This is a genomic window from Sphingobium chungbukense, from assembly GCF_001005725.1.
In the GTDB taxonomy this organism is placed as follows: domain Bacteria; phylum Pseudomonadota; class Alphaproteobacteria; order Sphingomonadales; family Sphingomonadaceae; genus Sphingobium; species Sphingobium chungbukense.
The window spans coordinates 124680-139373 of record NZ_LBIC01000013.1 but is presented as its reverse complement, the minus strand read 5'-3'; the positions used below and the strand labels follow the sequence as shown (position 1 = coordinate 139373).

The window sequence follows — 14694 nt, the reverse complement described above, 5'->3', positions numbered from 1 at the left end:
GGGCAGGCCTTTCCGATCAGTTCGCGAGCGACCTTGACGAGATTGTCGACGGTGAAACCGAATTTATCCTGCAGTTTCGCGGCAGGGGCCGAGGCGCCGAAGGTCGACATGGTGATGGTTTTTCCCTTCGCGCCGATATAGCGGTCCCAGCCGATCTCGCCGCCCATTTCGACTGCGAGACGCGCCTCGACGCCGGGGGTCAGGACGCGGTCCCTATAGGCCTGATCCTGCAGTTCGAAGAGATACCAGCTCGGCATCGATACGACGCGTGCCTTGACGCCGGCTTCGGTCAGTCTCTCATATGCCGACACCACCAGGCCGACTTCGCTGCCGGTGCCGATCAGGATGATTTCGGGCTTGTCGTCGCCGGCGAGGACATAGGCGCCCTTCAGCAGCCCTTCGGCGCCGGCATATTTGCCGCGGTCGAGCGTCGGGATCGCCTGGCGCGAGAAGACCAGGGCGGTCGGGCGGTTGTTTTTGCTCAGCGCCGCACGCCAAGCCCAGGCGACCTCGTTGGCGTCGCATGGTCGGATCATGTCGAGGCCGGGTGTGGCGCGCAGCATGGTCAGCTGCTCGATCGGCTGGTGGGTCGGCCCGTCCTCGCCGACGCCGATCGAATCGTGGGTGAAGATGAAGGTGACGCCCAGCTCCATCAGCGCCGCCAGGCGGACCGGCGGGCGCATATAATCGAGGAAGATGAAAAAGGTCGCCGAATAGGGACGCAGGTGCGACAGGGCCAAGCCGTTGACCACCGAACCCATCGCATGTTCGCGCACGCCGAAGTGGAGATTGCGGCCGGCATAGCTGCTCGCCTGGAACGATCCCGCGCCTTCGATCAGGGTCTTTGTCGAGGGGGCAAGATCGGCCGAGCCGCCGACCAGCCAGGGCAGGTTGGGCGCGATCGCGTTGAGCACCTTGCCGCCGGCATCGCGGGTCGCGATGCCTTTTTCGTCGGCGGGGAAGGTCGGGATGGCGGCATCCCAGCCGTCGGGAAGCCGGTCGGCAAAGATCGCCTCGAGCTCCTTGGCCAGGGCGGGTTCGGCCTGCGCATAGCGTTCGCGCATCGCCAGCCATTCGGCACGCAGCGGCTTGCCGCGCCCGGCAATGGCGCCTCCGAAATGCTCGGGCACGCCGTCGGGAACGAGGAAGGACGAATCCTCGGGCCAGCCATAGGCTTTCTTGGTGCCGCGTATGTCATCGCCGGTCATCGCCTCGCCATGCGCCTTGGCGGTTCCGGCGATCGAGCTGCCATAGCCGATAATCGAATGGACCACGATCATCGTCGGCCTGTCGGTGGTCGCCTTGAAGCTTTCGATCGCCGCGGCGACCGCCTTGGTATCGTTGGCGTCGTCCACATGGATGACGTGCCAACCATAAGCGTCGAAGCGCTGGCCGACATCCTCGTCGAAGGCGAGTTCAGTGCCGCCCTCGATCGTCACATGGTTCGAATCGTAGATCCAGCAGAGGTTGGAGAGCTTCAGGTGGCCGGCCAGGCTCGCCGCCTCGCTCGCGACGCCTTCCATCATGCAGCCGTCGCCGGCGAGGCAGTAGACGTCATGGTCGAAGATCGGGAAACCGTCGCGATTGTAGCGCGCCGCGAGCCAGCGCTCGGCAATCGCCATGCCGACCGAATTGCCGCAGCCCTGGCCGAGCGGTCCAGTAGTCGTCTCGACGCCCGTGGTGTGGCGATATTCGGGGTGACCCGGCGTCTTCGAGCCGATCTGGCGGAAATCCTTGATGTCCTGCAGGCTCACCGCCGGTTTGCCGGTCAGCCTGCCGTCCTTGTCGATCTCCTTGACTGCGGCGAGATGCAGCAGGGAGTAAAGCAGCATCGACGCATGGCCGACCGACAGGACGAAGCGGTCGCGGTTGGGCCAATCCGGCGCGTCGGGATCGGTGCGCAGGAATTGCGACCAGAGCGTATAGCCGACCGGTGCCAGGGCCATCGGCGTGCCGATATGACCCGATTTCGCGGCGTGGACCGCATCCATCGACAAGGTGCGGATCGTGTCGATCGCCAGCCGTTCCGGGCTGCCGTCCCCATGCAGGGTAGAAGCGGGGATGGTCGACATGAGAATCCTTTCGTATTGCCGTTGTCGAATCAACGTCAGGCCTTTAGCGGAACCCGCACGAGCACAATCCGCGTCGCGCCGTCGTGGGGAAAGCAAACCCCGGGTTCTCGCAGGAGCTTGCCGTCAATGGTAATTTCCTCTCCGTCACCTTCAAGAGACGGGTCCGTTTCGATCGTTATCTGGATGGCTCCGTCGGCGCGCCGGAGCGTCAATTCCGCTTTGTGCCAGTTTTTCGGCATTGCTGGACGTATCTGTATTTTGCCGCCGATTAAGCGAACGCCCAGAATTTCTTCAACGGCCAGCCGCCATGTCCAACCTGCGGCGCCTGTATACCAAGTCCAGCCGCCGCGGCCGAGATGGGGTGCCACACCGGCGATGTCGCCCGCGACAGCATATGGCTCGGTTCGATAATGCTCTGCGCCTTCGCGTGTCGAACTGTGCGTTATCGGGCTAATTCGGTCGAACAGTGATTTGGCCACGTCGCCGTCGCGTATCCGTGCGAACGCGATCGCGAGCCACGTTGCCGCATGGGTATATTGCCCGCCATTCTCCCGGACGCCAGGCGGATAGGCCTTGATATAGCCCGGTTCGCGCGGCGTGTGGTCGAAGGGGGGATCGAGCAGGCGTATGAGGGTATCATCGTTGCGTACTAGGTAGCGCCTGGCCGACGCGAGCGCCGTTCTGGCTCGCTCCGGATCTGCAGCATTTGAGAGAACGGACCAGGATTGAGCGATGGAATCGATGCGACATTCCTGCTCCTGGGATGTGCCCCAAGGCCTGCCGTCGTCATCAAAGGCGCGCAGATACCATTCGCCATCCCAGCCAGACTGCTCGACCGCTGCGGCGAGCGCTTCGACACGCGCTTCCCAGCGATCACGAAACTCGGTTTGCCGCTCATCGACGCAGTGCAGTGTGAAGTTCCGGATAGTTGCGATGAGGAACCAGGCCAGCCATATGCTCTCGCCGCGTCCCCGCTCGCCGACCCGATCCATGCCGTCATTCCAATCCCCGCTGCCGATCAGGGGAAGGCCGTGAGCTCCGAGGCGATAGGCATGGGCAAGCGCGCGGTCGCAGTGAACGAACAGCGATTGCTTATAGTCGGTAACTTCAAATCGGGCGTAACGATCGGCCTCGCCGGCCGCGAGCGGCGGCGCTCTCAGAAATGGAATTTCTTCGTCCAGAATGGATTTGTCGCCGGTCGCCTCGACATAGTGCGCGACGGCATAAGGAAGCCAGACGAGATCGTCGGAGCAGCGGGTTCGGACCCCGCGGTCCGAAGGCGGGTGCCACCAATGGAGTACGTCGCCCTCTTCGAATTGGTGCGCAGCGGCGGCGAGGATATGTTGCCGCGTTGCGTTCGGATCGACCTGGATCTGGGCAAGGACGTCCTGGAGCTGATCGCGAAATCCGAACGCGCCACTGGCCTGATAGAAACCGGCGCGAGCGCGCACGCGGGCACTTAGCGATTGGTGAGGCAGCCACCGGTTGACCATCAGGTCGAAGGCAGGATCGGGTGTCTTGACCTGAACCTTTTCCAACCGATCGGCCCAGTCCGCTACGCGAACCCGGGCAGCAGTCTCGATGATGGACGGCGATTGCCAATGCCGGATAAGTTGGATTGCGTGCTCGAGGTTATCACCCTGGCCGAGGATGAAACAAACTTCGACGGTTCCTTCAGGGGGGATATCGAGATGCACCTGGAGGGCGCCGCAGCAATCGTCGCCGGCAGAATCCTGGCGGTTGCCCAGATCCCAGTTGAGCAGGCCGAGCGGTCGGGCCGGGTCGGCAACAACACCGTGAAAATCGCGGCGTGAGGTAGTGAAGCTATGAACGGCCTGGGTCGTGGCAAGAAAGGCGACGCGATCGCCGAACTCGTCCGTCCAGGAATTGCGTGCGAGAATTGCATGGGAGGCCGGGTCATAGCGCGATGTGCGAAAAGGGGCTTGCTCGCCCCTCACCGCGCCCAGGAGCCATTCCGCATAGTAGGTCGCCGTGATCCGGCGCGAGCGTGGCGTTTGATTGCGTAGGCGCAGACGCACCAGTTTTACCGGATCGTCGATTGGCACGAAGGTCGACAGCTCCTGCTCCAGGCCTTCGCTGTGGCGGTGCCATATGGTCCGATCGGGACTATGATGAATGCGGCACGCGGAGCCGCCGCCCGATGGCAAGGGTGTCGGGGTCCAGAGCCGCCCGTTCTCCTCGTCGCGCAGATAGAGCCGTTCACCTTGGGGATCCTCGACGGGATCATTGAACCAGGGCGTGAGTCTGTTCTCGCCGCTGTTGATCGCCCAGGCGAAGCCAAGCCCGGCCTCAGTAACGATCGTGCCGAACGCGTCGTTGGCCAGGACATTGGACCACGGAGCCGGGGTGGGAGCGTCGGGCTCTAGGTTGATCACATAGTCGCCAGTATCAGGCGCAAAGCCGCCCCAGCCGTTGTCGAAGAGGAGATCTACGGACCGCGGCACGGGTGCGGAGGTGGCTGGCGGCACGTTGGTGCCGACTGGGGCAAACGGCGGGCCGGGGTGCGGAGGTTGATCTACCCGGGCGAGCTGGTCGGCAAGCGTGACGCCGTCGTCTTCAAGGATCAGCTTGGCGGCCTGCTCGAGGAGCGCCACGCGCTCGTGATCGGAGGAGCTGACGCCCACTAGGTGGATGCCGCCATGGGTGCCAAGACGTTCCTGCGCGCCGGCGTCTCTCAGGACTTCCAGAAGGCGCTCGCGGACCGGTTCGACGTAACCTGAGGTGCCCTCGTGGACGATCGCGAGATCGAAGAGGATGCCGCGCTGGTGGCCGAGCCAATGCGCAGCGAGAACGAAGCGGAGCATACCGGTCTGTTCCGCGGTGCCGGCGCGCAGCATCACGATGGGATGATCGCCTGAAATACCAAGCGACCAGAGATCGACCTGCCGGAAGAGCCGTTCACCTCCGGGTGCAGGGTTTGTGCGGGCAGTAAAAAGATGGGAAAGGAGGGCCTGTACCTGAGGTACGAACTGTGGCTGTAGGCCCAGGTCGTGCATCTCGCGCGCTTTTGCCGCGATGGAATCGCTAACCACCCAATCCAGCGCGGACAACGTTGCATAGCGGTCGGCCAGGTCTAGCGCCGACTGACGCGATCCCGCCGCGATCGTGACGAAAGCGAGTTCGCGGCGCCCGTGCGGCGGCAGCATGACCTTTGCCCTGATCGCGCAGATCGGATCGAGCGACCAGCCCAATGCGCCAATCAGAGGCTCCTCTGTCATCGCGGTAGGATGCGTGACGTTGCCATGGCGACCGATGAAGGCTCTTCGATCAGCCTCAAGTCCGAGCAAGGCGACTCCTTCGTCATCTCCGATTATGCGAATCAGCAAAACCGGAGGCCGCTCGTCGGGATTGCGCGGTCGGCGCATGAACACGAGTCCATCGCCTCCGGGCAAGGCTTCAGCGCCCACGAACAGCTTGCTGAAAGCAGGATGCCGAGCGGCATCCTGGGGTGGGGCGAGCACCACCTGGACGTAGCCCGTCAGTTCGATTGTCCGGGCACGATCCTCCTCATTGACGAGCGCGATGCGTCTGATTTCGAGATCGTCGCCATGGGCAACGTTGACTAGCGTCGAGATCGACAGACCGCGCGAACGCTGACGGAATTCGACCTGATGGGCATGGAACATGACCTCCGGCGGCTCGCCGATGGCGGGGAATGGCCCCCCTGTTGCCGACCAGATATCGCCTTGATCGAGATCATGCAGATAGAGCCAGAAGCCTGCTTGGTCATCTGCAGGTTCGATGCGGGTAAGCGCATGCTGATTCCAGCTTAGACCCCCGGCACCGTCCGTGCGGATTCGGCTCGAAAGCCGGCCGTTGCCGAGGATGTGCCAAGCATGCTGCCCCGACGGTCGGTCTGGCGACCAACTGTGCAGCGCCGGGATGTTCCCTTCGGCGTGAGCGGGCGGGTCGCGAACCTCTACTCGTGCAATTTCTGGCGGAAGCTCCCACGGTATGCGTTCGTTGAGCAGGAGATCGACGGTGCCGACGTAAGGGTCCGCATGGAACCAGCGCACTAGCATGTTGTCGCACAGTGCATTTCCCAGCGCGGCGAGACTCATGCCATGGTGGTGCGCCATGTACGAGCGAACGATAGCGAACCGCTCGCCCGCCGGCAGGCGGGCCGGCGTGAAATCGGCGGCTTCGAAGAAGCCGAACCGTCCAATTAACCCCAGCTCGGCCAGCAGCTTGAGGTTGATTGTCGCAAGTGCTGGCCGGATCATAAGCGCAAGCGCCGTTGCGTAGGGGCTCACGACGAGGTCGTGGCCGAGGCCACGTTGAAGTCCGAGGGCAGGGACGCCGAAGGCGTGATAGCGATAGATGCGATCAGACCCCATCGAGGCGAACGATGATTCGGAGATTCCCCAAGGGATTTTGTGCGATTTGCCGAAGGCGGCCTGGATGCTGACGGCTGTTCGGTCGCTCATACCAAGCAGCGTGCCGGGATCGCTGTGCAAAAAGATGTTTGGCATCAGATATTCGAACATCGAGCCATTCCAGGACAGCAGCGCAAGCCCGGCCTCCTGTTTCGTGATGGGGCGACCGAGGTGGAACCAGTGGGAAGGATCGATATCGCCCTTCGCAATGGCGAAGAAGCTGGCGAGCCGTGCTTCGCTGGCGAGGAGATCGTAGTGATGCGCGTCTATGCGGTCGGCGCTGACGTTGTAGCCGATGTGAAAGAGCCGGCTACCTTCATCAAGCAGAAGTGAAAAGTCCATCGCGTGCGCACTGACGTTGGCCCGGCGGGCAAGGCTGTCGAAGCGACCATGAAGCTCGCGCGAGACGGCCTGCCCTTCCGCGATGGCAGCCAGCATCTTGTCGACCCATTGACGGGCCGCGTCGGATAATCCGCCTTCCTTGGTCGCGCTGAGCAGGCTGATGACGTGCGCGGTGCGCGAATCGGATGGCGTCGCCGAGCCGCCAGCCATGAAATCGGCGACCTTGGCTGCGGTTTCCGCGCAGTCTGTGGGATGGTCGGTTATAACTTCCCACCACGGGCAGAAAACCTGCAAATCGCGACGTATCCCGGACACGTGATGCTCGAGCCGCTCGAGCCAGACTTGCACTTCGCGCAAGATGCCGACGTCGGCTTCGGCAACGCTCGCGGCCATCACGCCCACCTGCTCGCGCAGTCTCGGCAAGTCGGCCGAAATGAGATCGTCGATCCCCCTGAGCCATTCGCGCTCATCGTCCGAAACCCGCTTCACCGTCTCGCCGACGGTAGCCAGGATCACACCGGCCGTTGAGCCCGCTTCGGTCCCGATAGACCGGATCGCCTGGGAGAGCAGCCCGATGATATCTTCTAGGCCTTGCCAGAGCTCGCGGCCTACCGGCGGTGCCCTCCCAGCATCTCGAAGAGCCTGGGCAACGGTAATCAGGCTGACGGCAAGATTGCCGCTGTCGACCGTGGAAATGTAACGTGGCTCAAGGGGAGCGAGCGTCCTGGTATCATACCAGTTGAGAATGTGGCCGCGGTAGCGTTCGAGCCGGTCAAGCGTATCGAACGTGTCGCCAAGACGGGTAGCCAGCTCGTTGAGACCGATATGCCCAAGCCGCCACGCTGTCAGGATCGACACCATCAACATGCCGATGTTGGTAGGCGACGTTCGGTGAGCGGTGTCCTCGTCGGGCGGCTCCTGGTAGTTGTCGGGAGGCAGCCAATTGTCCTCGGGCCGGACGAAGGTTTCAAAAAAAAGCCAGGTGCGCCGAGCGACGAGTCTGAGAAATCTCCTGTCTGCTTCGGTAAGCGCCTCGATCGGTGGTCTACGCGGGCGGCTGATCCAAACCGCGATCTCGGGTGCGAAGAACCAGAGCAGCAATAGCGGCGCCGCGACAGGCATCGATCCCGGCGCATAAGCGAGTAATGCGCCAGCTATAAGCACCGCAAGAAGGGGCGAGCTCCACATGTCGCGCCACGCCGCCAATCGCGGATGGCGCGCCGCGTTTCGCGTGGCCATATGAGCGGCCGAGGTCCATTCGAGCCGCCGCCGCCCCGATTGCAGCCGCCAGATCGTGACGGCTATGGCGTGCAGCGCGATGTATGCGTCGCTGACGAGGAAGGCGATGGCTAAAATCCAGCGTCCGAGATGATCCGTGAGGCGCCGCAGGACGCGCTGCATGACGCCGCGACGGCGGCCCTGAGCGAAGCCCGTTACGAGATCGGTAAAAAGATAAGCCCCGGGCGCGACGATCGCGAGCAATGTCCAGACCCAGGGTCGACCGTGAAACAGGAACCAACCGCCTAGGAGCAAGGCAACGATGCTGGCGGGTACCAGACTGCGCCTTAGATTGTCGAAGATCTTGAGCCTGTCGAACCACCCAAGCCGATTGCGCAGCCATCGGCCGTCACGCCCTGGGACAAAAGGAAACAGCCAGGGCAGGATTTGCCAATCACCCCGCACCCAGCGGTGCCAGCGCGCGGAAAAGTCGAGATACCCGGTCGGAAAGCGCTCGTAGACAATGACGTCGCTAACGAGCGCCGCGCGCCCATGAAGCCCCTCGAACAGGTCATGGCTAAGCAAAGCATTCTCTGGGACACGGCCCTCCAGACTCCGTTCGAATGCCGCCACATCGTAGAGGCCTTTGCCCACAAACACGCCGGTGCCCAGAAGGTCCTGGTACACGTCGGAAACCGCGCGAGAGTAGATGTCGATCATAGTATCGCCGCCGTAGAGGCGAGCGAACAGGGATTGCTCGGGGCCCTCCGGCCCTAGTTCAACGCGAGGTTGAAGGATAGTGTAGCCTCGTTCCACAATGCCGGTGTCGGGGGCAAAATGAGCCCGATTGAGTGGATGGGCGAGAGTGCCGACCAGACGGCGCACCACACCACCCGGAAGTCTGGTATCTGCGTCTGCCGTCAGTACGAAGCGGCATCGCCGCAGCCTTTCCACCTTGCCGGTGGTCAAATGGAATGCAGTGGCGTCGCCGCGCAGGATATAGGCGTTGAACTGCTCCAGCTTACCTCGCTTACGCTCCCAGCCCATCCAACAGCCCTGCGCCTCGTTGAAGAGGCGCGGTCGGTGGAGCAGATGAAAAGGTCCATTGCCCCTTGCGTCCTTGTAGCGGGCATTCAATTCTTCGATGCCTCGTACCAGCATCTGCTCGATCTCATCGTCGCCCAGAACCCTGGCGGTTGCGGCATCGGCGAAGTCGGTCAGGAGAACGAACTCCAGCGCTTCATCAGGGTTGGCTAGGCGATGCGCCTCAAGTCGCTCAAGAAGGGGAGCGATGTCGGAGGTCCGAGCGACGAGAACGGGGATTGCGATGGCCGTCGCACAATCTCCGGGAATTCCTTTCTTGAATTCCAGCTTGGGAAGCACGCATGGAGGAACGATTTGCGTGACCATCCAATTCACAAAGGTGATGCTGAGGATGGAAGCCGGCAGCAGCGTCAGCGCGATACACAGCAGCCAGGATAAGGGAGACGGTCCGGTCGAGGACATATATGCTGCAGGAACTGCAGAGGCCGCGATACCGGCAAACACCAGCGCGGTCGCGTAAAGCATACCCTTATGACGCAATATGCGTCGCAGAATCGAACCGGGTGTCCATGGGCGGGGATCGAGTGCATCCGTGAAAGCAGGCAGGCCGGCATCGATGAGCCAATAACCGACATGCCCCGAGGGGGCCTCTTCACTACTTTGACACTGTCGCAGAGCGCGCTGGGCAACCTCTCGTTCCAGGAGGCCGGATCGCGCTGCGAGCCGTTCTACCGCGTGACGATATTGGTCGCGAGTAGCGAAATCCATGCGCGGATAAATTCCTGCAGGATCACGCTTCAGGATCGCCTCGACCTGGCTGGTTCTGTCGAAAAAGTCGTTCCATTGGATGGTCGCGATCACGGCAAGATTGGCTATGCCGCGTGCCACGCACTCCGTGTTGTCGAATCCCCCGGTCGCGACGTCGGGAGAGTCCGTTAGTGCAAAAGGGGGAGCGACTTGAGGAAAAAGCTGGGTGAAACCCGTAACGATCATTTCAAGACAAACGATACGCAGCATCGTAGGAATCGCCCAGGTTTCAGCGATGCTGAGCGGCATCCTATTCTGATATCGAACGACGAATTCGACAGCCGAGGACAGTGAGACCTGCAGGTGAGACGCCAGAAGCAGAGACCGCGCGACTTGATGGGCGCGCGGTCGCCTGAGGCCGTCTTCAGCAAGACCGGGAAGTTTCGCGTAGAAAGCCTTCGGAAGACCCTCACCAATTTGCAGGATCGCGCGCTGGATCTGATAGTCGTTGTCGAGTAGCCATTCGGCTGCGGCGCTGCCGCGCTGGTCGGCTTGCGTGGCTGCCTGGCGGGCTCGAGCCAGCCAGTCTTTCATGGCGTCGAGATGCGCCCAGATGGGAAGAGGCGCTGAGCGACTGATCAATCCTGTCAGCTGGTGTCGTGTGGCGGTCTCGTCGGCCGCCCCCGAAATAGGGTCGGTCCCCTCAATATCGGCCATGATCAGGCTTGGGCGGCGAGGGGTAGCCGGAGGCAATTATGCCCTACGGCGATCTGCGCTTTTCCCGAGCGGATTGTCGCAGGCGTTACGAGCATTGGTACATTGCAATGCGTCATCAGGTAGGAGGCGACCGTTCCATAGGGTACGTCGGAAACATGCCGATGGCTGTGGCCGCGCGCGGACAGGACGGCAATATCGGCCCTCTCGCGCTGAATAAGATCGCACAGCACCTCGCGTACATCCTCGCCACGGATCGAAATCGTACGCATTCGTAGACCGGACGCCGAGAGGTTGGATTTCGTTCGATCCAGGTAGCTGCGTGCTGCTTGCTCATTTCGCTCTATAAGGGCTTGTTGAAGCTTCTTGTCCTCGACTTCCAGGGGCCGTGCCTCGATCATCTCGGGCGTAGGGACGACATGGACAAGCAGGAGTTCCGCTTCCGAGGCCTTCGCAAGACGCACAGCTAGGGGCAGCACGCTCTCAGCCCAGCGAGAGCCGTCAAGCGGCACCACAACCCTTCTGTAGGGCGCTGCCGGAAGCGGGGCCTCTACCGGTACGAGCAGGACCGGGGCTGGCGTCTGCATGAGCACCTTGTGCACGGTTGCCCCCATGCCCGGGCGACCGGCCTCTTGCCTGCCTCGTCTTCCCAGTACGACCATGCCGTCGTCGCACTCTCGGACAAAGCGGCAAATTTCCTCCGCGGTTTGGCCTTCGGCCAGTTCGATGGAGGTTTTGGTTGGAGGTGCGCTGGTCGCGGCGGCGCATCGATCGAGGGCGCGCAGGGCTTCGCGCCGCCGGAGGTTACATTCAATCGGGTCTGGACGAGAGCGCGTCGAGCCCTCGCCGTCAAGTACTTGTAGCAGGGTAATAGGAACGTCGAGCGTTGTCGCGAGCGCACGAGCGTGTGAGTAGATCCACGCATCATGATCGGAGCAATCGATGCAGGCGACAATCCCGGACTGCGGTCGGGGGGACGCCTGCGCCAGAGCTGGAAATGCTGAAGCGGCTGACATCAAATGCTCCTCTTGCCTTGGATCTCCATCGAATTCGTGGCGGCTAGGACAGCGGGAACATCCGGCATTTCGGCCTGGCGTACCCTCCACGACTCGAACCTGCTCTGACCCTATCTGGGGGGAACGACCCGCGAAATTGTGATATATACGAATGGCGATCGGTCGGTTGACCGGGTCGCAAGAGCATCAGAACCGAAAGCCGGTCGCTTGCGACTAGTACATCGGGCGGGCCTATATGCCTCCGCCTCGGTACCCGGCTTGAGCGTCCAAACCAACATGTCGGGATAGAGTGAAGGTCACCGGGCCACCTTTTCCTCGTCCGGAAGCGAACTCGTCGCCCCCGTTACCGCTCATATGGTCGCTCGCTTGCCCTGCGCATGAGCCGATCACCGTCATCCCAAGTTCTGCGCCGCCTGCCTTGTCCTGGGCGATCTGCGATCAGATGCCGTGGCAGGCGTCCCTTCTGTCTAGCGGCAAATACGCATTACCGCCGGCAGATGGTCTGCATAGTCTGCCAAGGGCAACCAACGAAGCTCTCAGCGCAGTGAGTGTGGATCGGAAGGAAATAGTATGACGATCGCGCTTAACGGGTTATTTCGATGCCGGCTGCTCACTTTCACACGGTGGTCGTGTTCCATCTGGGCGATTTTCGCCGCGCTCACTGTGCCAACGCTACCTTCGCCGGCCAGGGTCGTTCCCGCAGGGGAAGATACCTCGACCACCAAGCTCGCGGGTGTCTGGTCATTTGATGGCCGATCCGGCTGTAAGTCGGGGATGGCCTGGGTTCTTAATCGCAACGGATCTTACAGCGAAATCCGATTGCCTGACCAGACGCCGCTTGGCGGAGGAAAGTGGTATGAACGCGGCGATACCATCTATTACTCATTGCCGCGAGTACTGACAGCGGCCGCGGGACGGCCCGACAAGCGTATGGTCATTATAGAGCGCGGCCCGCGGCGCCTAGTGGCCGTGACGAACCGCAGGGTTCGTCATGTGATGCACAAGTGTCCGGGATGATCGAATGCCTTCGATCGAGATGTGCGAAACGTTCTGGCCCAAGCCCGAAAAGGGAACAAAAACGAGAGTGGAGTTCGAAGTCATACGTCGAGCATTGCCCCCTTATTGGCATATGCGGGATTTCGATTCTTGAGTTGTTCCCACTACGTCACGGAAAACTGACCCATCATGCCTTCGTCCTCGTGCTCCAGGATATGGCAATGGAACAGGAAGGGCGCCTTTGAAGCAGGCTGGTCGAAGCGGATTAATAACTCGACCGGTTCGTCCACGACGATGGTGTCACGTGGCCCCTGATCAAGAAGATCTGGCTCCTCGCCATCGCGACTTAGCACGTCGAAGTGCACTCCATGAATGTGGAAGGGATGGGCCATTTTCTGCCCGGAGACTTTCCATATCTCGACGGCGCCAAGCTCGACCTCCTCATCGATTCGATCCATATCGAATCGCCTGTGGTTGATCGTTAGCGGCTCTTCGTCGCTATCCATCATGCCCCCCAGCCTCATGTTGAGCACCAGACGTCGCCGTGCGACGACCGTCGCCGGATTTGGCACCGCGCGGGACGCCAAGAGGAGCGGAAGCGTGGTGCTACCTCGCTTGCTCGATGCCAAGCGCGGTGAGAATGTGAGGACAGTTTCATTGCCTGCGTTGTTTTCGCTAGCCTCGTGCCGATGCATCATGCCCATGCCATGCATCCTCAGGGTGCTTTGGTCCGGAGCCGAGACCAACGAGACCGGTTTGCCATCGCTGAAGTCCACCAAGATCTCCGCCCGCTGACCGGAGGCCAGAGTGAGGGACTGCAATTCAACGGACTTTTCCAAAAGGCCGCCCTCGGTGCCGATCCAATAAAAGGCTCGTCCGTCGCTGAACGAAAGATCGTAAGTCCGGGCATTCGAACCATTTACAAGCCGCAGCCGCACTAAGCTTCTGGGAACGTCTGCTCGCGGGTTGTACGCGCCGTTTACGAGAATAACGTTGCCCCGCCTCCCGTCCAACGCCACCATCATGCCCGCCGGTAACACCAGACGGCCATCCACGAACTGCCGATCCTGGATCAATATTGGTAGATCGTCGACGCCGTAATCTGAAGGCAAACCGAGACCTTGCTCTTCCTCGTCGGTGACGAAGAGCAATCCCGCTAGGCCTGCATAGACCTGCTCCGCCGTTCGGCCGTGTGCATGGGAATGATAAAAGAGAGTGGCCGCCGGCTGACGGATCGGCAGCGTCGGACGCCAAGTCTCGCCTGGACTAATGGTCTGGTGGGGGCTGCCGTCCAGCTCTCCCGGTACGAGCAGCCCGTGCCAGTGAACCGTGGTATCAGCAGACAGATTGTTGCTGACAGTCACCGTCACGTCGTCCCCGCGATGTACCCGCAGAGTCGGGCCGAGATAGCTGCCGTTGTATCCCATGGTGGCGCTCCGCCGCCCTGGGAAGAAAGTGGTTTCCCCTTCCTGCGCCCTCAGTCCAATTCTCTGCCCATGGTCGCGTGCATCTAACAGGCGAGGAATGGGCAGCGTGCCTGCTTGGTCCGGCGTCGCAAATCTGCGCGTGCATGCCGCCCCCAGCAGGAGGCCTCCGCCCGCCAAGAGAGTTCGCCGGCTCAGAAAAGTCATTTCGAAGCCCCTCCTGAGCAATCGTGAAACTGACGCAAACGCGCTTTTCTCGATCCCGATGAGATCCACCGAGGCGAAGCGCCGCTCTTCCCTTAAAGGGCGCTCGGGAGGGCAATATCCGTAATACCCGAACCGATCGCTTTTGTGCCCGCCCCCTCTGGGAAGAAAAAATTGCCCTTCTAAGCTGGTTGCGGCCCTCGCCAGTTGATCAATCATCAGCCAGGCGAGCGTTCAATCACTGCGGCACCGATCCGAGCGAGCGTCTATTCCGACAATTTAGCCTGGGCCAGTCCGAGTGGCTGGTTCGGCGGTGAGCCTTGCCACGATCGCGCCGAAGCAAAAGCGGCGTGCGATTTACGTTTCGCTGTTTGCCACTGCAGCAGGCGGCGTCGCTTTCCAGTGCTCGGGCTAGGCGGAGGCTTTGATGGCCGCCGTCTTCGGTCATCCGCGCCCAGCTTTTGCTAATAGCCGAACTAAAGCGGACATGGCAAGCTGACCGCCGGCTTCGCAAATTACG

Annotated in this window: 3 protein-coding genes and 1 pseudogene; all 4 read right to left on the bottom strand. The window is 61.6% G+C overall.

Annotated elements, in window-relative coordinates:
• Nucleotides 1-11: 11 nt before the first annotated feature.
• Nucleotides 12-2072: pseudogene (gene tkt, locus YP76_RS23050) on the bottom strand (transketolase); the annotation flags it as partial.
• A 35-nt stretch (nt 2073-2107) separates the two neighbouring features.
• A complete protein-coding gene (locus YP76_RS23045; protein WP_040602510.1) occupies nt 2108-10537 on the bottom strand; it encodes a GH36-type glycosyl hydrolase domain-containing protein in 8430 nt (2809 codons plus the stop codon).
• Between the two features lie 2 nt (nt 10538-10539).
• Complete coding sequence (locus YP76_RS27325; protein WP_081659635.1) at nt 10540-11550, bottom strand: universal stress protein; 1011 nt, start codon at nt 11548-11550, stop codon at nt 10540-10542.
• A 1160-nt stretch (nt 11551-12710) separates the two neighbouring features.
• Nucleotides 12711-14393, bottom strand: a complete 1683-nt coding sequence (locus YP76_RS23035; RefSeq protein WP_021243539.1) for a multicopper oxidase family protein — start codon at nt 14391-14393, stop codon at nt 12711-12713.
• Nucleotides 14394-14694 lie beyond the last annotated feature (301 nt).